This window comes from Megalodesulfovibrio paquesii (genome assembly GCF_054653055.1).
Genome location: NZ_BAAIGQ010000006.1, coordinates 532,193 through 557,544 on the forward strand (window position 1 = coordinate 532,193; position 25,352 = coordinate 557,544).

At 63.7% G+C, this 25,352-nt stretch carries 22 protein-coding genes; 12 read left to right on the forward strand and 10 right to left on the reverse strand.

Annotated features, from left to right (window positions below; translation table 11 throughout):
- Positions 1–13 precede the first annotated feature (13 nt).
- The 8 genes from ACYQ00_RS15265 to ACYQ00_RS15300 all read right to left on the reverse strand — a co-directional run bounded on the left by ACYQ00_RS15265 (position 14) and on the right by ACYQ00_RS15300 (position 6,887).
- Positions 14–1,057, reverse strand: a complete 1,044-nt coding sequence (locus ACYQ00_RS15265; RefSeq protein WP_460032959.1) for an FAD:protein FMN transferase — start codon at positions 1,055–1,057, stop codon at positions 14–16.
- A 23-nt stretch (positions 1,058–1,080) separates the two neighbouring features.
- Positions 1,081–1,962, reverse strand: coding sequence for an RnfABCDGE type electron transport complex subunit B (gene rnfB, locus ACYQ00_RS15270; protein ID WP_460032960.1), 882 nt, complete (start codon positions 1,960–1,962; stop codon positions 1,081–1,083).
- Between the two features lie 16 nt (positions 1,963–1,978).
- Positions 1,979–2,554, reverse strand: a complete 576-nt coding sequence (locus tag ACYQ00_RS15275) for an electron transport complex protein RnfA (RefSeq protein ID WP_460032961.1) — start codon at positions 2,552–2,554, stop codon at positions 1,979–1,981.
- 12 nt (positions 2,555–2,566) lie between these two features.
- On the reverse strand, positions 2,567–3,286 hold the full coding sequence (rsxE, locus tag ACYQ00_RS15280; protein WP_460032962.1) for an electron transport complex subunit RsxE: 720 nt from the start codon (positions 3,284–3,286) through the stop codon (positions 2,567–2,569).
- Positions 3,287–3,320: 34 nt separating this feature from the next.
- The gene (gene rnfG, locus ACYQ00_RS15285) at positions 3,321–3,902 is read right to left on the reverse strand and encodes an RnfABCDGE type electron transport complex subunit G (RefSeq protein ID WP_460032963.1); all 582 of its coding nucleotides are present in this window, start codon (positions 3,900–3,902) and stop codon (positions 3,321–3,323) included.
- A 7-nt stretch (positions 3,903–3,909) separates the two neighbouring features.
- A complete protein-coding gene (locus tag ACYQ00_RS15290; RefSeq protein WP_460032964.1) occupies positions 3,910–4,866 on the reverse strand; it encodes an RnfABCDGE type electron transport complex subunit D in 957 nt (318 codons plus the stop codon).
- 82 nt (positions 4,867–4,948) lie between these two features.
- Positions 4,949–6,145, reverse strand: coding sequence for a 4Fe-4S dicluster domain-containing protein (locus tag ACYQ00_RS15295; protein ID WP_460032965.1), 1,197 nt, complete (start codon positions 6,143–6,145; stop codon positions 4,949–4,951).
- A gap of 4 nt (positions 6,146–6,149) precedes the next feature.
- Positions 6,150–6,887: a cytochrome c3 family protein gene (locus ACYQ00_RS15300; RefSeq protein ID WP_460032966.1), complete on the reverse strand. Its 738-nt coding sequence runs from the start codon at positions 6,885–6,887 to the stop codon at positions 6,150–6,152.
- A 493-nt stretch (positions 6,888–7,380) separates the two neighbouring features.
- Between ACYQ00_RS15300 and ACYQ00_RS15305 the strand changes: the two genes are divergently transcribed.
- The 6 genes from ACYQ00_RS15305 (at position 7,381) to ACYQ00_RS15330 (ending at position 15,118) form a co-directional block, all read left to right on the forward strand.
- On the forward strand, positions 7,381–7,707 hold the full coding sequence (locus ACYQ00_RS15305) for a hypothetical protein (protein ID WP_460032967.1): 327 nt from the start codon (positions 7,381–7,383) through the stop codon (positions 7,705–7,707).
- A gap of 37 nt (positions 7,708–7,744) precedes the next feature.
- Positions 7,745–8,200, forward strand: coding sequence for an amphi-Trp domain-containing protein (locus ACYQ00_RS15310; protein WP_460032968.1), 456 nt, complete (start codon positions 7,745–7,747; stop codon positions 8,198–8,200).
- A 331-nt stretch (positions 8,201–8,531) separates the two neighbouring features.
- The gene (locus ACYQ00_RS15315) at positions 8,532–8,861 is read left to right on the forward strand and encodes a hypothetical protein (RefSeq protein ID WP_460032969.1); all 330 of its coding nucleotides are present in this window, start codon (positions 8,532–8,534) and stop codon (positions 8,859–8,861) included.
- Positions 8,862–9,053: 192 nt separating this feature from the next.
- Positions 9,054–10,478, forward strand: coding sequence for an esterase-like activity of phytase family protein (locus ACYQ00_RS15320; RefSeq protein WP_460032970.1), 1,425 nt, complete (start codon positions 9,054–9,056; stop codon positions 10,476–10,478).
- A 198-nt stretch (positions 10,479–10,676) separates the two neighbouring features.
- Positions 10,677–14,207: a hybrid sensor histidine kinase/response regulator gene (locus tag ACYQ00_RS15325; protein WP_460032971.1), complete on the forward strand. Its 3,531-nt coding sequence runs from the start codon at positions 10,677–10,679 to the stop codon at positions 14,205–14,207.
- Entirely contained in the window at positions 14,204–15,118 is a 915-nt protein-coding gene (locus ACYQ00_RS15330; protein ID WP_460032972.1) for a diguanylate cyclase domain-containing protein, read from the forward strand. Before ACYQ00_RS15325 ends, ACYQ00_RS15330 begins: the two co-directional genes overlap by 4 nt.
- Positions 15,119–15,228: 110 nt before the next feature.
- Here ACYQ00_RS15330 and ACYQ00_RS15335 read toward each other — a convergent pair whose 3' ends face one another.
- A complete protein-coding gene (locus tag ACYQ00_RS15335) occupies positions 15,229–16,890 on the reverse strand; it encodes an AMP-binding protein (protein WP_460032973.1) in 1,662 nt (553 codons plus the stop codon).
- 70 nt (positions 16,891–16,960) lie between these two features.
- Positions 16,961–17,548 carry a helix-turn-helix domain-containing protein gene (locus ACYQ00_RS15340; protein ID WP_460032974.1) on the reverse strand — a complete coding sequence of 196 codons (588 nt, stop codon included), beginning with the start codon at positions 17,546–17,548 and terminating at the stop codon, positions 16,961–16,963.
- A 214-nt stretch (positions 17,549–17,762) separates the two neighbouring features.
- Between ACYQ00_RS15340 and ACYQ00_RS15345 the strand changes: the two genes are divergently transcribed.
- From ACYQ00_RS15345 to ACYQ00_RS15370, 6 genes are all read left to right on the forward strand, one after another.
- Positions 17,763–19,238: a PAS domain-containing sensor histidine kinase gene (locus tag ACYQ00_RS15345; RefSeq protein ID WP_460032975.1), complete on the forward strand. Its 1,476-nt coding sequence runs from the start codon at positions 17,763–17,765 to the stop codon at positions 19,236–19,238.
- Between the two features lie 60 nt (positions 19,239–19,298).
- Positions 19,299–22,034: a response regulator gene (locus tag ACYQ00_RS15350; RefSeq protein WP_460032976.1), complete on the forward strand. Its 2,736-nt coding sequence runs from the start codon at positions 19,299–19,301 to the stop codon at positions 22,032–22,034.
- A 128-nt stretch (positions 22,035–22,162) separates the two neighbouring features.
- Complete coding sequence (locus tag ACYQ00_RS15355; protein WP_460032977.1) at positions 22,163–22,564, forward strand: hypothetical protein; 402 nt, start codon at positions 22,163–22,165, stop codon at positions 22,562–22,564.
- 67 nt (positions 22,565–22,631) lie between these two features.
- Entirely contained in the window at positions 22,632–23,735 is a 1,104-nt protein-coding gene (locus tag ACYQ00_RS15360) for a thiamine-phosphate kinase (RefSeq protein ID WP_460032978.1), read from the forward strand.
- Entirely contained in the window at positions 23,713–24,759 is a 1,047-nt protein-coding gene (bioB, locus tag ACYQ00_RS15365; protein WP_460032979.1) for a biotin synthase BioB, read from the forward strand. Before ACYQ00_RS15360 ends, bioB begins: the two co-directional genes overlap by 23 nt.
- A gap of 31 nt (positions 24,760–24,790) precedes the next feature.
- Positions 24,791–25,351: a biotin transporter BioY gene (locus tag ACYQ00_RS15370; RefSeq protein WP_460032980.1), complete on the forward strand. Its 561-nt coding sequence runs from the start codon at positions 24,791–24,793 to the stop codon at positions 25,349–25,351.
- Position 25,352: the final 1 nt, after the last annotated feature.

Sequence of the window (25,352 nt, forward strand, 5' to 3'; positions counted from 1 at the left end):
TATTTATCCAGTGCTAGGCCCCGGTGCGGCCCCAGCCGGAACTGGAGAGCAGCGCGCCTGAGGCAGTGACGAGCAGGCATTCATGCTGCGGGAGCATGCCCGTCAGAGCCAGCGCCTGATGCGGAGACATGATGCTCAGCGCCGTGGCCAGGCCGTCGGCCTGCATGGTGGTTGGCGCGGTGACGCTGACACTGCGGACCAGTTGCGGGGAGCGGCCGGTGGCCGGGTCCACCAGATGGGAGGAGGATTTGTCCTCGTTGAAAAACACCTCGTAGCCGCCGGAGGTGGCCACGGCGCCGGAGGTCAGATTCAGGGCGGCAGGGTACTGCTGCTGCTTCTCCGGATCCTCGATGGCCACGTGCCAGGGCCGGCCGCCGGGCACACCTTCCGCGGACCCCTGGAGGCGGATGTCCCCGCCGGCATTGATCAGGAAATGCTCCACCCCAAGGCGGCGCAGTTCGTCAGCCGCGCAGTCGGCAATGTAGCCCTTGGCGATGCCGTCCATGGTCACGGCCATGCCGCGGCCATCCAGGCGCAGGGTATCACCATCCAGTCGCAGGCGGGTGGCATCCACCAGGGCCAGGGTCTCACGCAACTCCTGCTGATCCGGGTTGCCCTTGGTCCGGTCCAGCAGGGCCACCACCGGGGCGATGGTGATGTCGAAGGCGTGGGAGGATTTGCGGTACAGGAGCCGGCTGTGCTCCAGCACGGTCAGCAGTTCCTGGGGCGGATGCTGCAGGCGGCCGACATCGTTGAAGGCGCCAAGGGCCGAGCTGTGATTGTAGCGGTTGAATACGGCGTTGAGCCGGTCGATTTCCTGAAACGCGCGGGCCATGGCATCCTGCCCCTGGGCCTTGGAGGGCGCCAGGACGGAGATTTCCACCAGGGTGCCCATCTGCAGGCGCAGTTCGGTGGTTTTCTTCAGGGCTGGCGCGGCCAGGGCCGGCAGCACGCGCAGGGTGGGCGCCGCAGCGGTTGCCGCCAGACCGGCGGCCACAAGACCAACGCGGCGCAAGGCTTCGCGACGGCTGATCCGGGAGGAGGACGAATGCTTCATGACAGATGCTCCCTGGCGGCGGGCTAGGCGTTCAGATCGGCAACGTGGGATTCTTCGGGAATGCGGGCCGGCTCCTTGTGCGGGGCCGGGGCCATGCCTTCGGGGGACAGGCAACGCAGGATGTTGCGCGGACAAGCCTTGACACATGCCTCGTCGCAGTCAGGACCATAGGCCAGGCAGGCCGTATGGTCGATGGCGATGCGCCCGCCGGCGTTGCTGATGCATTTGGCCGGGCATTTCTTGATGCAGGCGCCGCAATTGACGCAACCTGCCTCGCACACATCCTTGACGGCCTTGCCTTTGTCCTTAGTGGAGCAGAAGACCATGACCCGGGCGCGGCGGGGGATGAGTTCCAGGATGTTGTTGGGGCAGGTGCGGATGCAAGTGCCGCAGCTGGTGCATTTATCCGGCGAGATGCGCACCAGGCCGTTTTCCAGCCACATGGCGTCAAAGGGGCAGGCGCGCACGCAATCTCCAAAGCCCAGGCAGGAAAAGGCGCAGGCATCCGGCCCGCCAAGGACCAGATTGGCCGCGGCGCAGCTGGTGGCGCCCTGGTAGGCAAAGCGGGTGGCCACCTTGCCTTCGTCCTTCATACAACGGCGGAAGGCCACCTTGGGTTCGGCATCGCCCATGGCCTTGCCTGTCAGCTCGGCCACGCGCACGGACACGTCCGGCCCGCCGGCGCAGCAGAGGTTGGGCGGAATCATCGGATCGTTCAGGGCCGCCACCGCATAGGATTCACAGCCGGCAAAGCCGCAGCCGCCGCAGTTGGCGCCGGGCAGGGCTTCCACCACCACCTCGATGCGGGGGTCTTCCTCCACATACAGCACCCGCGAGGCCACGGCCAGAATCCCTGCAGCCACAAAGCCCAGGGTGAACAGCGTGAGGACGGAGACAATGATCATGAATGGTTCTCCTTCCTTAGGCGATCATGCCTTTGAAGGCCATGAACGCCAGGGACATGATCCCGGCCATGATCAGGCCGATGGACACGCCCTGCATGGACCGCGGCAACCGGGTGATCACGAACCGTTCGCGAATCCCGGCCAGCACCACCAGGGCCAGCAGAAAGCCCACGCCCGCGGCGATGGAATACAGCAGCGAGGTCATAAAGTCGAATTCCTTGCGCTGCACCAGAATGGCCACGCCGAGCACGGCGCAGTTGGTGGTGATGAGCGGCAGGAAGATGCCCAGGGATTTGTACAGCGGTGGGGCCGCCTTTTTCAAAAACATTTCCACAAACTGCACCAGTGAAGCAATGACCAGGATGAAGACAATGGTCTGCAGGTATTCCAGCCCAAAGCGGAGCATCACATACTTTTGGATGATCCAGGTGAACATGGTCGCCATGATCATGACGAAGATGACCGCCGCGCCCATGCCGATGGAGACGCTCTTTTCTTTGGAACATCCCAGGTACGGACAGTTCCCCAGGTACTGGGCCAGGACGATGTTGTTGACGAAAATGGCAGAGATGAACAGCAGAAAAATGTCCATGCGCAACTCCCCCTAGCCCTTGGCGGCCTGGAGTTTTTCCAGCTTTTTCTGGCTGGCGATCTCGTCCAACTTGCGGCAGGCCGCGCAGCCCTTGCACCCCGCATCAAATGTGGGGTCCACGTTCAGTCCCTTGCGCTTTGCCTGCCAGAGGGTCAGGTAGTTCATGCCGGCCAGGATCAATCCCAGGCAGACGAAGGCACCGGGAGCCTGCACCATGAATTCGAACGGCTTGAAATGGGGGCCGAACACGCTGGTTCCAAAAAAGGTGCCCACGCCGAGAATTTCGCGGATGCCACCCAGGAAGGTCAGGGAGAGGGTGAAACCGATGCCCATGCCCAGACCGTCGGCCAGGGAGAGCAGGGGCGGGTTCTTGGCGGCAAAGGCCTCGGCCCGGCCCAGGATGATGCAGTTCACCACGATGAGCGGCACGAAAATGCCCAGCTGCTGATAGAGCGGGTAGGAGAAGGCCTGCATCAGCATTTCCACGGCCACCACCAGCGAGGCGGCAATGGCGATGAAGCAGGCGATGCGGACTTTTTTGGGAATGATGTTGCGGACCAGCGAAATGATGACGTTGGACAGCGCCAGCACGAAGATAACCGCCGCGCCCATGCCCAGGCCGTTGTTGGCCGAGGTGGTCACCGCCAGCACCGGGCACAACCCCAGCACCAGACGGAAGGGCGGCAGCTCCTTCCACAGACCCTTGGTGAACTCTTGCATCATGCTTGCCATGCCATGCTCCTTGGCAGCCGGGGCGCGTGCGCCGCTACCAGCTCTTCTTGATCTCGTCCTTGAGGGCCGTGTACCACTGCGCCGCCTGCTTTACCGCGTCCGACGCGCCGATGGAGGAGAAGGTGGCGCCGGAGATGGCGTCAATCTCCCCGCCGTCACGCTTCAGCCCGACTTTTTCCAGGCTGCGGTTGCGGAACTGCTTGGTAAAGTTTGTGTCTTCGATGCGCGAACCCAGGCCGGGGGTTTCCTTGTGGGTGGTCACGCTGATGCCGGCCACCTTATCCTGATTCACGTCGAATCCGACCATCACGCTGACCATCCCGCCATAGCCCTTGCCGGCAGCCTCCATGGCCACGGCCGTGAGCTTGCCGTCCTTGATGGCCGGGAAGAGGAAGATCTTCTGGCCGTCCGCACCGGGCACGGGGAGCAGTTTGCGGTCGGCGATGGGATCGTTCGTTGCATCCTCGAAGATTTTCTTGATGGCCGGGCCCTGCACATACGTCAGCACCTGTTCTTCGATGATGGGCGCGGTCCAGACCTTCAGACCGGAGAGGGCAAAGCCCGCCAGACCGGTGATTGCGGAGAGCACCACCACCATGCGCACAAGTTCCATCATGGCCAGCCTACCTCCCGCCGAAGGGCTTGGGTTGGATGAGGTCGAAGAGCGGCGTGAACAGATTGGCCAGCAGCACGGCAAAGGCCGCGCCGTCCGGGTAGATGCCGTACGTGCGGATGATCACCAGCACCGCGCCGCCAAAGAGCCCGTAGAGCAGCATGGCTGCAGGCCAGACGGGCGAGGAGGAGGGGTAGGGCATCAGGAAGAACGCAGCGAGCATCACGCCACCGGAGCAGAGATGGAACAGGGGCGGGGCGTAGAGCTGGGGATCGATGAGGTTGTACAGAAGTGCCGTGAGGAACACGCCCAGCAGGAAGGACACCGGGATGTGCCAGCGCAGTTGCCCGCGCAAGATCAGATATACGCCGCCTGCGAGTACCGCCAGGGTCTGCGATGCACCCAATGCGCCGAGATTACTCCCGAAAAGCAGGCTGGGCAGGCTGATGTTCGCAATGGCGTCCACGCCGAAGTACTTCAGCTCGCTCAACGGTTCCACGCGGTCCCAGAGCAGGAGCATGCCGTTCAGATCCACGAGATCCGGCCAGGAGATGGTCATCACGCACCAGCCCACGGCAGGGGCGCAGACCGGGCTCATGCCATAGCCGCCAAAGACCATGCGGCCCAGCAGGATGGAGAGCGCACTGCCGATGAACACCAGCCAGCCCGGCGCCGTGGCCGGCAGCAGGAAGGCGAAGAGGAGGCCGCCCACCAGGGCGGTGTAGTCATCCGCGGTGTACTCGCGGCCCATGAGCTTCTGGGCCAGGGCCTCGGCCAGCACCGCGGCCAGCCCGGCCCAGGCCAGGGTTTCCACGGCATGGTAGCCGTAATGCACCACAGCCATGATCATGGCCGGGGCCAGGGCGATGAGGGTGTCCGTCATCATGCCCTTGACCGTTCGGCCGCAATGCCAGAACGGGGCGGACTTGGCGGTAAGGAAGGATTTTGCAAGCTCGGCGTGGGCCATGGGGTGTCGTCCTTGTCAAAACGTCGAAATCGAACGTCCGGGTCGAGACTTCCGCATCGCAGCGTTCGGGTGAAACCCGTGCCTAATCTGTCAGCCGGCATTCGGCCATCTGCGCATCCTTGGCCGCCAGCTGTTTTTTGGCCAGCCGCAGATACTGCAGCATGGGCCGGTTGGCCGGGCAGACAAAGGCGCACATGCCGCAATCCAGGCAGGCGGCGATGTGCCGGGAGCGGGTTTCTTCCACCAGATCAAATTCCACAAAACGGGCCAGCATGCCGGGATTGATGCGCGCCGGGCAGGCCAGGACGCATTCTCCGCAGTTGATGCAGGGGTTCGGGCCCACGGGCGGGAAGCTGCCCTCCTGCACGACGACGACCGCCATGCAATTCTCCGGGACCCCCATGGCCAGATCACACACGGGCTCGCCGCGCATGGGGCCATCCAGCGCCACCTGCCAGCCCTTGCCGTGGGGGATGTCTGCGGCGTCCAACAACTCCCGCAGGGGGGTGCCGGTGCGGGCGCGCCATACGCCGCCGTTCAGGGAGACCATGGCTTCGAGCAGGGGCAGGCCGGTTTCGCCCACGCGGCCCACGCGGTAGAGGTCGGAAATACTGATGACATCCACGTCGTCGGGGTGTTCCGCACCGGTGGCCTTGTATACCGCAAAAGGATCCAGGGTGTACGGGTACTTGTCCGTGGAGGGGACCACGGTGCAGCTGTACAGCGGGGTCTTTTTGGATTCCGCCAGCACCAGAAAGACCGAGGCCGGCTTGATGGCGCGTTCCAGCAATTCCAGGCCGCGTTCCAGGGTGGGCTTGGCTTCCTTGAGCAGGAATTCGCTGACGATGACGCCGGGCTCGGGGTTCAGGCCGTTGATGACCAGCGTGCGCGAAGGGCGGAATTTGCCGGTATCGATACCCAGCTCCAGGAGAACGCGACAGAGGGCGTCATCCTTGAGGCTGTCGAGGTCCGTGCGGGCCTTGGGCCGGGCAGGCACCGGGAGCTCCTCGCCTTCCTTGGGTGCCGGCGCGGGGCCGATGACGATGGCCTGGGGGGTGATGTCCTCCACCATGCCGTCGATGGTGGCGTGGACGTAGCCTGTCGCATGGGCCGAGTGGGCGGCCGTTTCGGCAATCACTTCCCCGCAGGCCACAAGCTGCTTCTTTTTGACCACGGCCTTGTGGATGGGTTCCAGGGGGATACGCACCAAGGCGGGGATGGGGGCCTCCCGCAGCGTCTCCTTGATCTCCACGGATGTATTCAGTTGAGCTCTGGTCATGGCGTCACCGGGTGTGGCAGCGGGAACAGGATTTTTCGCCGTACGGGCCGGCGCCGGCTGTCTCATGGCAGCCCATGCACTGGCCGTGGAAGGCCTCCATGCGCGTGGGCAGCAGGGGGGCTTCGGCGTCATAATGGCAGGTGGCGCAGGCTGGCTGGGTCGCGCCGGGGGTGCCGGGCAGCTGTTCGTGGCAGGCCGTGCAGCCTTTGATCTTCTTTTCGTAAAGATCACTGTGGCATGTTTCGCAACGGGCGTGGACAGCCTCGCGCAGGGCCGGGGCGTTGCCGTCGGCCTTGTCGCCATGGCAGCTGTTGCAGGCCATGGGCTCGGGCTCGATGTCCGGACCGTGGTGGCAGTCCGTGCAGCCGCTGGAGTACGAATCCACATGCTCCTGGTGGCTCCAGGTCAGCTTGCCGAACGTGGCGTGGTGGCAGCGGGTGCAGGTATCCTGGGCGAGCTCCTGCTGATGCGCGGCGGTCCAGGCGGGGCTGAACTCGGCCGGGTGGCAGGCGCCGCAGGGCACAGGGGTGGGCTTGGGTGCGGGGCTCTCATGGTGGCATTCCGCACAAGCATAGCCCAGATCCGCATGCCGCGAGTGGGTGAAGACGACATCGCCGCCTTTGTTGTCAAACCGCAATCGGACGGGCAACTGCTCCGACGGCGTCGGTGCAAACTGCCCGGCCAGGGCCAGCAAGGCCATGATGCCACAGCCGGTGATGATGGGCGCGTATCGTCTGTTCAAAGCGCAAGTTCCTTGTAATTCAGGAGGGGTGAATCACAACGGTAAAGAACGTCCCGGGCTGCAGGTCAGCCCAGAGTTCGGAGTGCTTTATCCCATCAAAATGATTTTGTGAAGGATTTTTTAATTATAACATTCTGCACAAGCTCTTCATTTCTTTTTGGGAAGTTAAGTCGCAAGATCATGGTTGTGAAATAATACACAAGAGCGACATGCGTGCAGTGAACCACGCTGTATTTCAGGGTTTCCGCTGGGAGGGATTTGCAGCGCCCTGCGTTTGCATCCTGGCGGAAGAAAAGAGGCCGCGCCTCCTCGCGTCGCACGCCAGGGAAACGCCGGGGCAGACGGTGAGAAATTTCCACTTTACAAATCCGGGGAGTCGTGTAGATCTGCTCCTGTGTCGTACAAAATTTGTACGCACAAATTTGGTTTCCTGCAAAATAGACTGTGCATGATTTGCCAATGCCAATGAACTGACCAGGGAAGGAAGCGGGTGATGAGCGTGTTCAAGAAGGAAAAGGAATTCAAGCGAGTCATTTTTAACATTGATGCCGAACTCGCCGAACGCCTTGAGAAGGCGAAGGACCAATCCCGTCGGTTCGGAAAAAAACTTGATGTGGACTCTGCCATGGACAAGGCCCTGGAGAAATTTCTCAAGAAAGCCGAGAAAAAACTTGAGGAAATGTCTCTGGAGCCGGACAAGCATCCGGCCAGGGGGCTGTGCGCGGAGGAGGAAGGCCCTGCCTCGCAGGGTGATGTTGGGGATTCCGGCGAGGCAGGCGGAATCGCCGCAGCAACGCCGTCCATTGTTGTGGCCAAATAGTGTTTTTTTACCCAAAGCAGTACGAAGGAGTAGTGTCGTGAGCAAGAGCAACCTCGCCATCAAAGGTGCCATGGATTTCGAATCGGTTTCCACCTTCCTTGCCGATCTGGTCACCAGTTTCAAGGATCGCACCATCTGTGTGCAGCGTGGTGAAGAGTTCGTCACTCTCAAGCCGGGCGAACTGATCGAGCTGGAACTGGAAGTGCAGGCCAAGAAGGGCAAGCAGAAGCTTTCCCTGGAATTGTCCTGGCGGGATGAAGTGCTGACGGAGATGGAAGCGCCCTTCAAGGTCAGCTCCACGGAGCCCGAACTGCCCCAGCCTGCGGAAGGCGAAGCCCTGGCCGAACCGGCCATTGCGCTCGCGTCCACCGCTCCTGCCACTCCTGCCGCCCCTTGCACCACGGTGCTGGTGAAGCCGGAAGACAAGAAGGCCGAGGAAAAAAAGCCGGAAGACAAAAAGGAAGACGCCAAGCCCGTCGCCGGCAAGAAGTAACTGCAGGGGACGGTTCCGCCAGCAATGGGAACGGAACCGGCCTTGCCTGATGGAGCGGCCCGCTTGCGCGTTTGCGCTGGCGGGCCGCGCTCTTTGCAGCACAGGGCCATGCGCCCGGACACGTGAGGAGGAATGTGCCATGACCAGAGGGGCGTCAGCCGATCCCGAACCTGGAGGGTGTGTCAGATTGCGCCATGGGCAAGGGGTACTGGTTTTTTGTGGTATAAGTTTATGCTTTTTAGCGATGTGGTACCTGATTGTCCCAGGGCGACAGAGCCTCCCCTTGCCGAAGCATGCAGGCGCCATCCAGGCGCAGGAGATATGGCAACAGATGGCGACGCTGCAGGACAGGGCCTGGCAGCTGCTTGAGCATCCAGATGCCAACACCGTGGCGGCGTTTGACGCAACACCGCCTGCTGTGCAGGCCTTGCTGGCTGAAACGGCGCGCAATACGGCGGATCCGCGAATCCGGGCCATCTGCCAACGGCTCATGCCCCTGGTGGACGGGTACGAGCGCAGTGTCCGCGAGCAGCTGGCCGGGGTGTATGCCGGAGCCAGCGGGGAACAGCTGCGGCGGCAGCGGCTCCGGTTGCTCGCTCCTCAGGAAGCCGCCTTGCGTGGGCAAACCGCGCTGCTGAAGCCGGACGCCGCGCACTCCTGACTGCGGCGGCGGAGATGGCAGCCTTGCTGGTGGGTGGTGTGTCTCGGGTGTTCAACGCGGGCCTGCCGGTGTGCCCATGCGTTGTCGTCAGCTTGTCACACGTTCGACGTCGTTTGGTCGCAGAGCAGGGGCAGGAGAATGAGCACACAGTGCGCATTCCCCCCATCCTCTGCATCCTGAAGGAGTCGAACCATGCATCGGAATTTCAAAGGGCTGCTCGCCGGCACGCTTTGCCTGGCCCTCGGTGTTGCCACGCCCGCCTGGGCGGACAAGGCCGGCGTGGCTGAGCGCGACGCCGCCCTGGCCAAAATCGGGCTGACCGGCGCGCCCCTGCCCTACAGCGTGCTCACGAACAACATCCCCGACGCCTCCCGCCCCGGAAAAATGATTGAGCTCCGCAACGGCGGCTTCGGCTCGGACATGGCTCCCCACCCGACCATCGCCAACCAGTTTTATGCCCTGACCGACCGCGGGCCAAACGCCGACCATGAAGGCCTTCAGGGCAAGGGCAAGTATTTCCCCACGCCGGACTATACTCCGCGCATCGGGCTCTTTGAACTGAAGTCCGACGGCAGCGCGGTCCTGGTCAAAACCATCCTCCTGCGCCGGCCAGACGGCACGCCCATCACCGGCCTGCCCAACCCCAAGGGCCTTGGCGGCACCAGCGAAGTGCCCTACCTGGCAGACGGCTCCCCCGTCCTCGTGCATCAGGACAAGCCGTTCAACGACGACAAATCCAGCCCGGAATACAACCCTCTGCGCCTGGACGACTACGGTCTGGACAGCGAAGGCCTTGTGGCGCTCTCCGATGGCAGCTTCTGGGTCAGCGACGAGTACGGCCCGCACATCGTCCACTATGATGCCGATGGCAAGGAAATCGGCCGCATCAATCCCTTCGCCAAGGACGAACGCGCCAGCATCAAGCTGCCTGCGGAGCTCGGCAAGCGCTGGGCCAACCGCGGCATGGAGGGCCTGGCCATTACCCCGGATGAGAGCACCCTCGTCGGGCTCATGCAATCCACCCTCTACAACCCCGACAAGTCCGTGCAAAAGCAGACAGCCACGCGCATCGTCACCGTGGATCTGAAGTCCGGCAAGGTGGCGCAGTATCTGTACAAGCAGGAAAAACCCCAGAACGCCAACTCCGGCATTGCGGCCCTTTCGGCCACGCAGTTCCTGCTGATCGAACGCGACGGCGCCTTTGCCGGCAAAAAGCCGGAGGCCATGAAGCATCTGTACCGTATCGACCTCTCCACCGGCACGGATCTGGAGGGCGTGACGGCGGCCGGCACCAGCCAGGATGAGGCCCTGGGCCTGCTCATCGACGGCAAGACCGTGGAGCAGACCGTGCAGGACAGCGGCTGGGAGGCCCTGGCCGCCATGGGCATCACTCCTGTGGAAAAGACCCTGGTGGCTGATCTGGTCAAGCTCAACGGCTACCCCCACGACAAGCTCGAAGGTTTGTGGATCGTGGATGACAACACCGTGGCCGTGATCAATGACGACGACTTTGCCCTCTGGCTCGACGAAAAGGGCATGGAACAGAAAATGTTGTCCGACGAGAAAACCGACGGCAACACCCTCTATGTCATCAAGGCCCCGCTCAAGGGGAACTAACGGACGCTGCACGTTCGAATATGCGGCACGGTGGGGGCGGAATCCTCTGCCGTGCCGCATTGTGCGGGCTCTACGGAGGGTGGGGACTATGAATGCTGGCTAAGATGGTCTAGTATTGGGAGGTGTCCCGACAAGAACCTGTGACGCGCAGCCCCGGCGGTGCGACAGGTCGCAAGCAGAGCAGGTGGAAGTGCCGCGATGAGATTGAACCAGAAGATCATCCTCCTGGTTTTTTTGTTTGTGCTGCTGGTGGCTGGAACCACGGCGGTGGTGTTGTTCAAGGCTGCAGAACGGCAGGAGCTGCAGAATATCCGGCAGCGGCTGCATGATATCGTGTCCATTGCCGCCAGACAGGTCGATCCTGCCGTGCTGGAGCAGCTGACAGACCCCTCCTGGGAGCACTCTCCGCAGTTCCATGCCTTTCAACGTCGATTGCAGGAAATCAAGGCCGCTTCGTCCGATATCCGGTATATTTACACCCTGCGCACCTCGCCAGCCGGGCAGATCCAGTTTGCCGTGGATGGCGAGACCAATCCCAAGGATTTCGTCCATGTGGGCACCCTCTATGAGGATGCCAGCCCGCTGCTCAAGGCGGAGTTCGCCACGCTCAATGCCACGCTGGTGGAGCATCACCTCTACACGGACGAGTGGGGCACCTGGCTTTCCGGCTATGCGCCAGTCTACCATGCAGACGGCCGCCGCGCCGGCGTGCTCGGGGTGGACATTCCGGCTGCCGCGGTGGAGCGTTACCTGCAGGATTTGTACGGGTTGTTCGTGCGGTTGTTTTTGCTGCTGCTCTGCCCGCTGGTGGCCATGGGCTGGCTGCTGGGCCGGCGCATCTCAAGGCCGATCCTGCAGATGGCCCAGGCGGCAGCGCGCATGGGCCAGGGGGATCTGGACCAGCGCGTCAACGTGTCCAGCCGCGACGAGATCGGCCTGCTGGCCAGCGAGCTCAACGCCATGGCCGCCCGGCTCAAGCAGAGCCGGGAGAGCCTGCGAGAGATGATGGAGCGGTACCGCGGCATCTTTGACAATGCGGTGGAGGGGATCTACCAGACCACCCCCCAGGGGCGCTTCCTTTCGGCCAATCACGCCATGGCCGAGATGCTTGGCTACGCCACGCCAGAAGCGCTGATCAACGGCATCACGGACATCGGGACGCAGCTGTACGCGGACCCTGACGACCGACGCCGGGTTCTGGACACCCTGTCCCGGGAGGGACGCGTGGCCGGCCTGTCCGTGCGGTTTTTGCGCAAGGATGGCGGGGAATTTTGGGTGGAGCTGCACGCCAAGCGCATGCACGATCATCGCCTGGGCGAGGTGGTGGAAGGCATGGTGCAGGACATTACCGGTCGCCTGGAACGCGAACGGGCCGAGCAGGAGCGCCAGGCCGCCGAGGCCGCCTCCCGGGCCAAGAGCGAGTTCCTGGCCAACATGAGCCACGAGATCCGCACCCCCCTCAATGCCATCATGGGCCTCACGGATCTGGTCATTCGCTCGGACCTCTCCCCAACACAGCGGGAGCATTTGAAAAAAATCAAGGTGGCCTCCCAGTCCCTGCTGGCGGTCATCAACGATATTCTGGATTTCTCCAAAATTGAGGCCGGGCGGCTGGAACTGGAGCGGACGGAATTCTCGCTCTATGAGGTGATGACCACGCTCTCGGAAATGTTCGCCTTGCGGGCCCATGAGAAGGACATTGAATTCGCCGTTTCCATTGAGAGCGACGTGCCCGTGGCTTTGATCGGCGATCCCGTCCGCCTGGGGCAGGTGCTGATCAATCTGGCTGGCAACGCCCTCAAATTCACGGACAAGGGCGAGGTGGTGGTCACTGTGGCCCTGGAGGCGGAAGGGCCTGGTTCAGCTGTTGGGGGTCCCCCTGCGCAGGATGGCGTCCTCCTGCGGTTTTCCGTGCACGACTCGGGCATCGGCATCGAGCCCGAACGTCTGGAGCATATTTTCGACTCCTTCACCCAGGCCGACAGCTCCACCACCCGCAAGTACGGTGGCACGGGCCTGGGGCTGGCCATCTGCAAACAGCTGGCCGCGCTGATGGGCGGGGCGCTCACGGTGCGCAGCACGCCGGGCAAGGGCAGTGTCTTCAGTTTCACGGCCCGTCTGGCCCGCCAGCCGGCCGAACGGCAGCTTACCCCGCGCACCCCGCGGGACCTCCGGGGCCTGCGCGTGCTGGTGGTGGACGATAACCGGACCTCCCTGGGCATCCTGGCCGACATCCTGACCTCCTTCCAGATGCATGCGGATACTGCCGTGAGCGGGGAAAAGGCCCTGGAGATGATCCGGGAAGCTGCCGAACCCTATGATCTGATCCTCCTGGACTGGAAAATGCCGCGCCTGAATGGCCTGGAGACGGCCCGGCGTATCAAACAGGATCTGAAACTGGACCGCACGCCCATCGTCTGCATGGTGACGGCCTATGGCCGCGAGGATCTGCTGTCCCAGAGCGAGAGCGCCGTGCTGGATGCCTTCCTGCACAAGCCGGTCAACCAGTCGTTGCTGTTCGATACCATCATGAGCCTGTTCGGCCGTACCGCGCACCTGCTCACAGCGCCGGCTCCCGAGGCGCCGGGCGCGCAGGAGCAGGGCCGGGCGGAGCTGGCCGGGGCCCGGGTGCTGCTGGTGGAAGATAACGCCATCAATCAGGAAGTGGCCATCGAATGGCTGTGCACGGCAGGCATTGTGGTCACCGCGGCGGAAAATGGCCGTATGGCCCTGGAGCTGCTGCAGGCGCGCGGGCGTGACGCCTTTGACGCCGTGCTCATGGACGTGCAGATGCCGGAGATGGATGGTTTTGAGGCCACCCGGCGCATTCGGGCCCTGGAGGCCTTCCACACCCTGCCTGTCATCGCCATGACTGCCCACGCCCTCAAGGGCGACCGGGAGCGTTGCCTGGGCGCCGGCATGGACGACTACCTCACCAAGCCCATCGACCCCGGCGCATTGTTCGCAACCCTGGGCAAATGGATCAGCCTGAGAAAGGGGCGGGAGGAGGCCCTGGTGCCGGCATCCCAAACGCCCCAGCCTGTCCCGCCAGTTTTTCCATCCACTGGCGCCACCGGCCTGGAGGCCCTGCCCGCCGAGCTGCCGGGGATTGTCCTCGACACCGGGCTCTACCGCGCCAACCGCAATACGGCGCTCTACCTGCGGCTGTTACGCTCCTTTGCCAGGGACTATGCCGATGCGGCAGCCCGGCTGCGTCGGGAGCTTGAGGCCGGACAGTCGGATGAGGCCAGACGTCTGGTCCATTCCATCAAGGGTGTGGCCGGAAACATTGGCGCCTTGACGCTTTCCGACGCCGCTGCGGTGGTGGAGCTGGAGCTGCACGACGGCGCGGCCGTACCGGACACGCCGCCGTGGCTGGCGTTCGAAGCCGCCCTGGCCGAGGTGCTGGGAGGATTGGGTGCGCTGGGCGGGCCGGACGGAGGCCTGCCGCAGCAGGACACCGCACCCGCCGCAACGGGCGCGCCCCTGGAGCATCTGGATCACAACACCCTGGTGCAGCAGCTTGAGGCTCTTGCCCGGCAGCTGGATGATGATCTCGATGCCGGGGTGGCCGCCTTTCAGACGCTCAGGCCCGTGCTGGCCGGTGCCGGCCGCGGGGGCGGGCTCTTGGAACAACTGGACAGCTGCCTGGATAACTTTGATATTGATGGTGCCATTGATTGCATTAACGCCCTGGCCGCGGGGCTTCGAAAGGATATGTTGACATGACCGTCTGTGACATGCGTCCCAAACTCCTGGTGGTTGATGACAACAAACAGAACATTGAGCTGCTCATGGAGTTGTTCAAGGACGAATACAAGATCGCCGCAGCCATCAACCCGGAGCGCGCCTTGAAAGTGGCCGCGCAGGAGCCCAGGCCAGACATCATTCTGCTCGATATTCTCATGCCCGGCATGGATGGCTACCAGGTGTGTCAGGCCCTCAAGGAGAACGATCAGACGCGGGACATCCCGGTCATCTTCGTCACGGCGGTGTCGGAAGTGATGGATGAGACGCGCGGTTTCAGCGTCGGGGCCGTGGATTACATCACCAAGCCCTTTCACCCGCCCATGGTCCGGGCCCGGGTGGCCCTGCATCTGGAGATGAAACGCAAGCAGGAACTGCTGGAGAAGTTTGCCTTTCTGGATGCCCTGACCGAGATTCCCAACCGGCGCCGTTTTGATGAATATCTGGACCGGGAATGGCGCCGCGCCTTGCGCTCCTCCCTGCCCCTGGCCCTGCTGCTGGTGGATATCGATCATTTCAAGGAATATAATGACACATATGGCCATGGCGGCGGGGATGCCGCCCTGCGCAGGGTGGCCCAGGCCCTGCAATGCACGCTCCGCCGGGCCGGGGATTTTGTGGCCCGCTATGGTGGCGAGGAGTTTGCCGTGATCCTGCCATACACGGATACGGCCATGGCCCGGGACATTGCGCACCAGCTCATGGAAGCCGTGCAGGCCTTGCGCATCCCGCACGCCACGTCACCGGTGGAGCCGTTTCTGACGGTCAGCATCGGCTTGAGCACCGTGCAGCCGAGTGAATCCCTCTCGCCGAGCAGTCTTTTGAACGCCGCGGACAGCGCCCTGTACATGGCAAAGGCCCAGGGCAAAAATCTCGTGGTGGCCGGCGCCTGACGCTGGCCCCAGGGGATGCGCCCCGGTGTGCTGCGGCCCGGTGTGCTGCGGCCCGGGCGCAGTGGGATACCAAAGAGTGGTATCCCACTGCGGTGTGTGGCCTTGCTTCCTTACACGCCTGTTTCGACGTCCTTGCCTTCATCGCGCAGGCGGATTTCAGCCCGCTTGATCTTGCCGCTGATGGTTTTGGGCAGGGCTTCCACGTATTCGATGATGCGCGGGTATTTGTAGGGTGCGGTGACGGTTTTGACGTGGGCCTGGAGGGTCTTGGTCAGCTCCTCCGAGGGTGAGAAGCCCGGGGCGAGCACCACGGTGGCTTTGACCACCTGGCCGCGTTCCGGGTCCGGCACGCCGGTGACGGCGGCTTCCACTACGGCGGCGTGGGTGATGAGGGCGGACTCGACCTCAAACGGCCCGATGCGGTAGCCCGAGCTTTTGATCAGGTCGTCGGTGCGGCCGAGGAAGAAGAAGTAGCCGTCTTCGTCCATCCAGGCCTTGTCTCCGGTGTGGTACCAGCCGTCATAGACGGCGGCGGCGGTGCGTTGGGGTTCGTCCAGGTAGCCCTGGAAGAGCCCCAGCACGGGCTCGTTGCAGCGCACGCAGATTTCGCCTTCCTCGCCAGGGGGGCAGGGCTCGCCTTTTTCGTTCATCAGCACCAGATCCCAACCCGGCGTGGGCTTGCCGATGGAGCCGGGCTTGGGCTCCATCCAGGGGAAGGTGGCCAGCTGCAGGGTGGTTTCGGTCTGGCCGTAGCCTTCATAGATGGGCAGGCCGGTGGCAGCCTTCCAGGCCAGGAAGACGCCGTCGTTGAGGAGCTCGCCGGCGGTGGTGCAGTGGCGCAGGGCGGAGAGGTCGAAGTCGCTCAGTTTCTCCCGCACGAGGAAGCGGTAGACCGTGGGCGGGGCGCAAAAGGAGGTGATCTTGTGCTGGCTGAGCATCTCCAGCAGCCGCCGGGGCTCGAACTTGCCGCGAAAATCCCAGGTAAAGACCGTGGCCCCGGCCATCCACTGGCCGTAGAACTTGCCCCAGACCGCCTTGCCCCAGCCCGTGTCCGCCAGGGTCAGGTGCAGGTCGCCGGGGCGCAGGTTGTGCCAGTAGACCCCGGTCACGAGGTGGCCGAGGGCGTAGGTGTGGGCATGGGCCACCATCTTGGGCATGCCCGTGGTGCCGGAGGTGAAGAAAATGAGCAGCGGATCCTCGCCGCCGGGCTTGCGGGGCAGCACGGGCGGGGTGGCCGGGGCGGAATTCAGGATATCCTCGTAATGGCTCCAGCCTTCCACGCGCCCCTCGCCCACCTGCACGCGCACGGCCAGGGTGGGGCAGTTGGGCAGGGCTTCGTCCACGCGGGGGGTGACCCCGGTTTCCACAATGCAGCCCCTGATCTTGCCGAACTGGACGCGGAAGGTGATGTCCTTGGGCGTCAGCAGGGCTGGCGAGGGCACGGGCACGGCGCCCAGCTTGTGCAGGGCCAGCATGGCCACCCAGAACTCCACCCGGCGGTTCAGAATGAGCATGAGCCGGTCGCCCCGGCCCACGCCGAGGGCCTGCAGGGCGTTGGCCAGTTTGGTGGACTGGGTGGAAAAGAAGGCCAGATCGTACTCGCGGCGCACGCCGGCATCGTCCACATGGACCATGGCCGGACGGGTGGGATCGATGGCGGCCTCGGCGTCGAGAAAGTCGTAGGCAAAGTTATAATCTGCGGGGACGTCGATTTTCAGGTCGCGGAAAAATTCACTGTTCGAGGCGGGCTCAAGTCGCTGAACGGGGGACATGGGGGTGCTCGCAGGACGTTGAAAGTGAGGGAGAAAAAGGAGCTGCCTGACAGGGGGGAAGGGATCCGGACTAGATAATCACATCCAGGAACGTGGCCGGCGCATCATCCAGGCCGCGCATGGCGTGCGGGATCATGGCATTGAAATAGAGGCTGTCGTGCGGCTCCATGATGACCGCCTCACCCTCCAGCAACACCTCCATACGGCCTTCGAGCAGGTAGCAGAACTCCTGGCCGGGGTGGGCATTGCGGTGCAGGTCGTCGCGGGAGCAGGGCGGCACGGTCACCAGAAAAGGCTCCATGGCCCGGTGGGTAAAGCGGGAGGCCAGACTCAGGTAGTTGTAGGCCGAACGGCGCTCCACTGGCGCGCCCTGGCCTTTCTTCACCAGGGTAAAGCGGCGCAGATGGGCCTCGTGCCCGGAGAGCAGATCCGTCAAATCCACCCCGGCCGCCTGGGCAACCTTGAACAGATGGCTGACGGGAATTTCGCAGGTGCCGCTTTCGTACTGCAGCACATCTTCCAGACTGGCGCCGGACTTGGCAGCCATGGTTTCAGCGGACCAATCCAGGGCGTCGCGCAGACCCTTGAGCCGGGCGGCGACTTCCTTGTCTGGAGAGGCGACACAGGTGGAAGGGGACGGGGATGCCGGGGTGGACATGGATCGCTCCAGGAAAAAGGATGCCGGGAGGCTGATTATATTCATCCTTTCCACGGCCTGTCAAAGCCTTGCTGCAAGGGATCACCCCGGACTGCAACGGAAAGTATGGGCTGCTTCCACTCACGAAAAAAATGGAGTACAGCATATACAGTTAGACGCTGCCGGGTGTTGCGTTGCGCATGCTTGTGGTGGTGTCGTGAATAATGGAGTGAAAATGCTTCAGCTGAAGCCCTTCAGCCTGGCGGCAATCTACTGTGCGTTCGGGATGTTGTGGATTCTGCTCTCTGATGAGTTGATGGGGATTGCCTTTCGCAGCACCCCGGATTTGTTGCTTTTGGTGAGCCGGGCCAAGGGGTTGCTGTTCATTCTGGTCACCACGCTGCTGCTTTTCGGGCTGCTGAAGCACTACGAGCGCAGCCGCCAGCGTCAGGAACAGGCCCTGCGGGAAAGCGAGGAGACCTTCCGCAAGCTGTTCATGGAATCGGCCGAACCCATTTTGCTGCTGCGCGGCGAACAGTTCATCGAGTGCAACCAGGCCGCTGTGCAAATGCTTGAGGGTACGGACAAAAGCCAGCTTGTGGGGGCCACGCCCTTTGATTTTTCGCCCCCCACGCAACCGGATGGCCGCCCCTCCGTGGAGGTTGGCCGGGAGCATATTCTCCGGGCCTGGGAGCAGGGCATGCATCGCTTCGAATGGCATTGCTTCACCTTCAATAACGCCCCGCGGGTGATTGACGTCTCTCTCATGCCCATTGCCCTGCATGGCGAGCGGCTGCTGTACAATGCCTGGCGTGATGTGACCAGCCGCCGTCAGGCCGAGGACGCCTTGCGGCTCTCCCACGACGCCCTGGAGCGCATGGTGGCCCAGCGCACGCAGGATCTGCAGCAGGCCAACGACAAACTCCGCGAGCTGGACGAGCTCAAAAGCGCCTTTCTTTCCTTTGCCTCGCATGAGCTGCGCACCCCGCTCACCTCTGTCCTCGGCTTTGCCGCCCTGGCCGTCAAGAACGTAAACCGGCACATCATCCCGGCCCTGCTCAACAACCCTCTGGCCCTGCAGCGTGCCAGGATTCTGTTGGAGAACCTGCGGGTGATCGAGGCCGAGGGACATCGGCTTTCCCGACTGGTGGATGATCTGCTGGATCTGAGCAAGATCGAGGCGGAAGGCTACGTCTGGAACGACGCCCCCATGCAGCTGGGCGATGCCGTGCGCGCGGCTGCGACCACCCTGCAGGGCGAACTTGCCGCCCGACCGGAAGTCCGCCTGGAGTTGGATCTGGATCCGCACGCGCCGGTGATTGTTGCCGACCATGACCGGATGGTGCAGCTGTTCCTGAATCTCATGGGCAACGCGCTCAAGTTCACTCAGGCCGGGCGGCTTCGTGTGGTGGTGGCCGGGCTGGCCGATGGCGGCCTGGAAGCCCGGGTGGAGGATACCGGCAAAGGAATCCATCCCGACGATCTTCCCCACATTTTTGATCGGTTCTTCCAGGCCTGCCAAACGGAGCACCCGGAGCAGGCGCCCCATCCAAAAGGCACGGGCCTGGGGCTGGCCATCTGCAAGCAGATTGTGGAGCATTATGGCGGGCGTATCCACGCAACCTCCGCCCCCGGCCAGGGGGCGCAGTTTATCATGACCTGGCCGGCTGCTGGCCGGTCTCTGGCAGGGTCGGTTCCGCGGCCGATGTGAATGGTCGGGGGGGGGGGCGAGATGAGAAGACCAACTGGGCGCCTGAGGCACGTGTTGCTGATGGTGAGTCTCTGCCTGCTGGCTGTGGGCTTGCCCGCAAGAGGTCTTGCCGACAGCCCGGCCGGACTGCCGCCGATCGACGTGACGGTGGGGGTCTATGACAACGCGCCGCTCTTCAGCATGGGCCCCCAGGGGCGTCCCGAAGGCTTGTTCGCGGATGTGCTCCATGAAGTGGCCCGCCGGTCCGGCTGGAAGCTGCAGTACATACAGGGAACCTGGCCAGAGTTGTACGCCGGCGTCAGGGAAGGACGCATCGACCTGCTGCCAGCCGTGGCTTTTAGCGAAGCGCGGCAGGCGGATATGGATTTTTCCAGCCGGCCGCTCATGCTCAACTGGGGGCAGGTCTTCACCCGCAAGGGAAACACCATTTCCGACCTGACGGCCCTGCGAGGCAAGCGGGTGGCCCTGCAGGAAAAGGACACCCATGCCGAGGCGTTTGTGTCGCTCATGCAATCCTTTGGCATGCCGTTTGATCCTGTCTATACTGAGTATCATTTGATTCTTTCTGCTGCGCAGCAAGGCGAGGTGGAGGCTGGCGTGGTCAACCGCGTGTACGGCGCCACGCACGGGCCAGGGCACGACCTGCAGCCCACCCCCATCATATTTAATCCGATCCAGATGCGGTTTGCCGTCACCAAAGGCGATCCCAAGGGCCTGCTCCGGCAGCTTGATCCCGAGGTGGCCTCCCTGCTGGCCGGGGCAGATACGGTCTATCATCAGTCCCTGCGGCGCTGGCTGGGCAGCTCCACGCATGAGTCAACCCCTCGCTGGTTGCGGCAACTGCTGCCAGCCGCCATCGGCGCAGCCGTGCTCTTTTTTGGGCTGACGGTGTTGCTGCGGCGGCAGGTGGCCCGGAGCACGGCCGTCCTGGCGGCACAAAACACGCTCCTGGCCAACGAGGTGCACGAGCGCCGCAAGGCAGAAGAGCGGCTGCGTCGCGAATCGGCCTTCAATCAGGCGCAGGCGGGCATCGCCAGGGCCATCACGGCCTATGGCATCACCCTTCAGGATGTGGCCGGCAAAATATATGAGCAATCCATGGCCGCCACTGGCAGCCAGTACGGCTTTGTGGCCACCCTTGACCCCGTCACGGGAGACATGTGCAGCCACACCCTGACACCCATGATGGCGGCGAATCGCTGCGAACTCAAGAATTCGCCCATCGTCTTTCCCAAGGGCGAGAAAGGCTACTCCGGCCTGTGGGGGCATGCCCTGAACACCCGCCAGGCCTTTTATGTGAACAACCCGGCTTCCCATCCGGCCTCTCTGGGAACTCCCAAGGGCCACGTGCCGCTGGAGCAGTTTCTGGCCGTGCCGGCAGTGATCGGCAAGGAGCCCGTGGGGCTCATCGCCATCGCCAACCCCGGCCGCGAGTACACGGATGACGACCTCGCCGCGGTCCGGGCCCTGGCCGATCTCTTTGCCATGGCCGTCTCCCGCCTTCGCAACGTGGAGGCCCTGGCCCAGGCCAAGGACGCCGCGGAAAGGGCCAGCATGGTCAAATCCTCCTTCCTGGCGGTGATGAGCCACGAGATCCGCACGCCCCTGAATGGCATCATGGGGATGCTGCAACTGCTGCAGACCACGTCCCTGAATGCGGAACAACAGGAATACGTCGGGGCTGCGCAGCATACCAGCGGCATCCTGTTGCGGCTGCTTTCAGACATTCTGGACATTTCCCGCATTGAGGCGGACAAGCTGCCCATCGCCAGGACGGTGTTCCCGGTGGTCGAGGTCATCCAACCTGTGGCCTCGCTGTTTGAGCACGAAGCCAGGCGCAAAGGGTTGCACTTTATCCTGCAGGTGGATCCGGAGGTGCCGGAATTGTTCTGGGGCGATGCCGGCCGCGTGCGCCAGGTATTGTACAATCTGGTTTCCAATGCCGTGAAGTTCACCGCCCAGGGGACCGTCAGCCTGGAGGTGTACGCCACCAGGGCCAGCCCGCACCCGGGAACGCACGCGGAACGGACCCTGCTGCATCTGGAGGTTTCGGACACGGGCCCGGGCATTGAGGACGCCATGCTTGATCAGGTTTTTGGCGTCTTTACCCAGGCCGAGGACGTATACACCCGAAAAAGCGGGGGCTCCGGCCTGGGGCTGGCCATCGTCAAACGGCTGGTGACCCTCATGGGCGGCTCGCTGTGTGTCCTTGGCCGGCAGGAGGAAGGCGGCGGCACCCGGATGCATCTGGCCTTGCCCCTGGAACGCGCAACCCCGGACCAGCTGGAGCCGGGCCAGCGGGAAACCTGCCCCCCCTGCCCAGGCCAGTTGGGGATGGCGCGGCCGCGTACGCCAGCCGGAAACGGCCACCCCGAGGCAGGCGCCAATCCAGCCGCCGCGACGGGCAGGTCCCTTGCCCCATGCACCGTGCTGGTGGTGGAGGATGAGCAGGTGAATCGTCTGGTGGTGGTTCGCTTTCTGCAAAAACTCGGCTGCGACATCCTGGAAGCGGCCAACGGGCACCAGGCTCTGGCTCTGCTTGCTCGCGAAAAGGTGGACGCGGTGCTCATGGATGTGCAGATGCCCGAAATGGACGGCGTGGAGACCACCCGCCGGATTCGCTCGCTCCCCCTGGATGCGCCCAACCGCCATGTGCCTGTGGTGGCGCTTACCGCTCATGCCATGACCGGAGACTGCGAACGCTTCCTTGCAGCGGGCATGAATGCCTACATGGCCAAGCCTGTGGACATGGCCGCTCTGAATCACCTGTTGTTACAGGTGTGTGGCAAGGCCTGAAACGGCGTGGCCGGTCTTGTTCTTTTTTGAAATTATTCATAGAATACAAAGCGCCAGTCACGTATCACCAGCGTTCATCTGTCATCCGGCATCCTGGCCGGGCAGGCCGGGCAGAAAAGGACAGGGCAATGCTTGAGTCGCTGCAATATCTCCTCTACGTCCCCCTGGGCGTGCTGTATGCTGCCGTGTTCACCAGCTTCGGGCAGCACGTACTGCGGTATTTTGACAAGGAAATTCCTTTTGATCAGCATTATTGGATGGTCTGGGGGCTGTGGCTGGTCATCCCGGCGGTGCTCTGTGCGTTTCTTGAAAAAGTGGCCACCCTGGCCACGTTGCGGGAGCACGAGAGCCTCTTTGATACGGGGCCGGTCACCAGTATCATTGAAACTGTGGCGCAGGGCGTGCCGGCCTTTTTTCGCGGATTTCTGTACGCCATTCCCCTCATCCTGCTGAACTGGGCGGCCGATGCCTTTCTGGCAAAAAATCTGGTGCGCGAGGCCATCGCCCTCCTTGGGTTGCCCATGCCCTGAGGCGTCGGAAGTCGCCGCCCCGGCTCACGCCGTCTCAGGCCGGTTCACCCAGTCTCACAAGGTCGCAATGTCACATTTCTCGTCACCAGCCCCCTCGTCCTTGCAGGGCTCCGCCGCCGCCACGGAGCCGGCCGGCCCTGTTCGTTCCGAAGACGATTTTCTCGCCCTCATCGACACCCACTTCCCCCGCGCACACGGGCATGTCGTCCTTGGCCGGGGGGATGACTGCGCCATCCTGAGCATGGGCGAGGCCATCTGTCTCTCCACCGACCTGTTTCTGGAAGACGTGCACTTCCGGCGCGGTTATTTTTCCCCCGCGGACATCGGGCACAAGGCCCTGGCTGTGAATGTGAGCGATATCGCAGCCATGGGTGGCCAGCCCCTGGGCTTCAGCCTCGGGTTGATGGTGCCACCAAACCTGCCTCGGTCTTTCTGGGATGCGCTTTTTTCCGGCATGGCCGCGCATGCCGCGGCGCAGGGGGTGGCCTTGACCGGGGGCGATCTGTCCGGCGCCCCGCTTCTGGGTTTTTCCCTGACCATCTGGGGCCGTCCCGGGCCGGGGCTGCCGCTGTTGCGACGGGGACCCGTGCAACCGGGCGACCGGCTGGTGGTTCTGGGGCCTTCCGGGCAGCTTGGACTGGCCCGGCAGGGGCTGCGGCTGCTGGAGACCTTTGGCCGGGACGCGCTGCAGGATTGGCCGGCCTGCACTGCGGCGCATCTGCGTCCCGAACCGCAGGTGGCGCTTGGGCTCACCCTGGCGGCCATTCCCGGGGTGCATGGTTGCATGGACATCTCCGACGGCCTGGCGCGCGACCTGCCGCGGCTGCTGGCCTTTGGACAGGAGCAGACCGTCTCCCCGACTTCCTCGAATTCCCCGATGGCCCCGACTGCTCCGATGCCCCTTGGCGCACGGCTGCAGCTTGAGCCGGCCTGCCTGCATCCCGAGCTCCGGGCCGCCTGTGCTGCGGCAGGGCTGGATCCGGTGCAGGAGGCCGTGCAGGGCGGGGAGGACTATGCCTTGCTGGCGGCGGTCTCCCCGGCCTCCCTGGCCGACCTGCAGGCGGCGATTCCCGGGGCCCTGGAAATTGGCGAGGTTGTGGAGATGCCGGGTGTCTTCTGTAATGATTCCAAATTGTCAGGATCAGGTTTTGACCATTTTTCCAACGCATGATGACACGATTGCCGTGCGCGAATCCCTGGCCCGGCGCTGGCTGGAGCAGCTGCGCGCCCCTGCCGGCGTGGCACAGCTGGCTGCCACCCTGCTGCCGGTGGCGGAAGCGCAGCCGGCCGCAGTGCAAGCCCTGGCCGAGACCGTGACCACCCTGGTGCGGCCTGCGGTGCTTTCCCGATGCGCCATCGTCAGCGTACGCACCGGTGCCTGCAGCGAGGATTGCGCTTTTTGCGCCCAGTCTGCCCATCATCCCACGGAAGTGGAGGCACACGGGTTTCTGGACGCCGCGGCCATCGCTGCCGCAGCCATTCGGGCCCGGAACGCCGGGGCAACGCGCCTGGGGTTGGTGGCCTCGGGACGTGGGGTTGCGCCGCGCGATCTCCCGGCCTGGGTTGAGGGCATCCGCGCCGTGGTGGAGACGGGCCTGGCCTGTGACATTTCTCCCGGTCTCATTGACGAGCCTTCCCTCAGGCAGCTGCACGCTACCGGGGCCTCAATGCTGCACCACAACCTGGAGACGGCCCGGTCCTTTTTCCCATCCATTTGCACCACGCACCAGTGGGAGGAGCGGGCGGCCACCATCCGGGCCGGGCATGCCGCGGGCATGGCCGTGTGCGCCGGCGGGATTTTCGGCCTGGGGGAAACCTGGGCCCAGCGCCTGGAGCTGGCTGTTTCCCTTGCGGAACTGGCCGTGGAAAGTGTGCCGATGAACTTTCTGTATCCCATCCCCGGCACCCCCCTGGCCTGGCGCGAGTCCCTGACCAGCGAGGAAGCAGCAACCATCGTGGCCTGCTTCAGGTTGCTGCTTCCGCAGGCGGCGATCAGGCTGTGCGGAGGCCGGCAGCTGTGCTTTCCGGATGTGGCAGCCAAGGTGCGGGCCCTGCGCTGCGGCGGGGATGGCGTCATGGTGGGCGATTTCCTGACCACCCAGGGCGCGGCCAGCGAACTGGATGCGGAAGCGGCGGCCCTGGCCGGCCGGCGCTTTGAGGACGGGGTGGCGGATCCTCATTCCCCGGGGGCTTGATGCGCCGGGGAGTCCTGGCGTAGAGTATCGCATGTCCATGCATACCCTGCATTCGTTGAACCGGCTGGTCTGGACGGCCCTGCTGGCGGCATCCGTTGCCGTGGGGGCGTTTCTCATCGTGCCCATTGGGCCGGTGCCCATTTCCATGCAGCCGTTTTTCATCGTGCTGGCTGGTTTTATCCTTGGCCCGCAGGCCGGCGCGGCATGCATGGTGCTGTATCTGGCCGGCGGAACCATCGGGCTGCCCATTTTTTCCGGCGGCAAGTCCGGCCTGGCCCATTTGATGGGTCCCACCGGTGGGTATCTGCTCGGGTTCGTCGGCACGGCCGCCATCGCCGGCTTTGCCACGCGCCGCAGCCTGCGCAGTCCGGCGCGGCCCCTGGGCTGGGGTCGGGGCATGGCCTATGGCTTGTGCAGCCTGGTTCCTGCCTATGGCATCGGGATGCTGTGGCTGATCCTGCAGCTCAAGATCGATCTCTGGAAGGCCCTGACCATCGGGTTTGCCCCGTTTTTTCCCACGGACATCGTCAAGATGGCCCTGGCTGTGGCCATCTATCGCTATTTGCACAAGTTCAACCTGCTTCCGAAGTAAC

Excerpts from the sequence above, each read along its gene's own strand:
- ACYQ00_RS15335 (WP_460032973.1), bottom strand. The coding sequence starts at position 16,890 with ATGTCCCCCGTTCAGCGACTTGAGCCCGCCTCGAACAGTGAATTTTTC.
- ACYQ00_RS15290 (WP_460032964.1), bottom strand. The coding sequence starts at position 4,866 with ATGGCCCACGCCGAGCTTGCAAAATCCTTCCTTACCGCCAAGTCCGCC.
- ACYQ00_RS15265 (WP_460032959.1), bottom strand. The coding sequence starts at position 1,057 with ATGAAGCATTCGTCCTCCTCCCGGATCAGCCGTCGCGAAGCCTTGCGC.
- ACYQ00_RS15360 (WP_460032978.1), top strand. The coding sequence starts at position 22,632 with ATGTCACATTTCTCGTCACCAGCCCCCTCGTCCTTGCAGGGCTCCGCC.
- ACYQ00_RS15350 (WP_460032976.1), top strand. The coding sequence starts at position 19,299 with ATGGTGAGTCTCTGCCTGCTGGCTGTGGGCTTGCCCGCAAGAGGTCTT.
- rnfB (WP_460032960.1), bottom strand. The coding sequence starts at position 1,962 with ATGATCATTGTCTCCGTCCTCACGCTGTTCACCCTGGGCTTTGTGGCT.
- ACYQ00_RS15275 (WP_460032961.1), bottom strand. The coding sequence starts at position 2,554 with ATGGACATTTTTCTGCTGTTCATCTCTGCCATTTTCGTCAACAACATC.
- ACYQ00_RS15370 (WP_460032980.1), top strand. The coding sequence starts at position 24,791 with ATGTCCATGCATACCCTGCATTCGTTGAACCGGCTGGTCTGGACGGCC.
- rnfG (WP_460032963.1), bottom strand. The coding sequence starts at position 3,902 with ATGATGGAACTTGTGCGCATGGTGGTGGTGCTCTCCGCAATCACCGGT.
- ACYQ00_RS15295 (WP_460032965.1), bottom strand. The coding sequence starts at position 6,145 with ATGACCAGAGCTCAACTGAATACATCCGTGGAGATCAAGGAGACGCTG.
- ACYQ00_RS15355 (WP_460032977.1), top strand. The coding sequence starts at position 22,163 with ATGCTTGAGTCGCTGCAATATCTCCTCTACGTCCCCCTGGGCGTGCTG.
- rsxE (WP_460032962.1), bottom strand. The coding sequence starts at position 3,286 with ATGGCAAGCATGATGCAAGAGTTCACCAAGGGTCTGTGGAAGGAGCTG.
- ACYQ00_RS15320 (WP_460032970.1), top strand. The coding sequence starts at position 9,054 with ATGCATCGGAATTTCAAAGGGCTGCTCGCCGGCACGCTTTGCCTGGCC.
- ACYQ00_RS15345 (WP_460032975.1), top strand. The coding sequence starts at position 17,763 with ATGCTTCAGCTGAAGCCCTTCAGCCTGGCGGCAATCTACTGTGCGTTC.
- ACYQ00_RS15340 (WP_460032974.1), bottom strand. The coding sequence starts at position 17,548 with ATGTCCACCCCGGCATCCCCGTCCCCTTCCACCTGTGTCGCCTCTCCA.
- ACYQ00_RS15315 (WP_460032969.1), top strand. The coding sequence starts at position 8,532 with ATGGCGACGCTGCAGGACAGGGCCTGGCAGCTGCTTGAGCATCCAGAT.
- ACYQ00_RS15325 (WP_460032971.1), top strand. The coding sequence starts at position 10,677 with ATGAGATTGAACCAGAAGATCATCCTCCTGGTTTTTTTGTTTGTGCTG.
- ACYQ00_RS15305 (WP_460032967.1), top strand. The coding sequence starts at position 7,381 with ATGAGCGTGTTCAAGAAGGAAAAGGAATTCAAGCGAGTCATTTTTAAC.
- ACYQ00_RS15330 (WP_460032972.1), top strand. The coding sequence starts at position 14,204 with ATGACCGTCTGTGACATGCGTCCCAAACTCCTGGTGGTTGATGACAAC.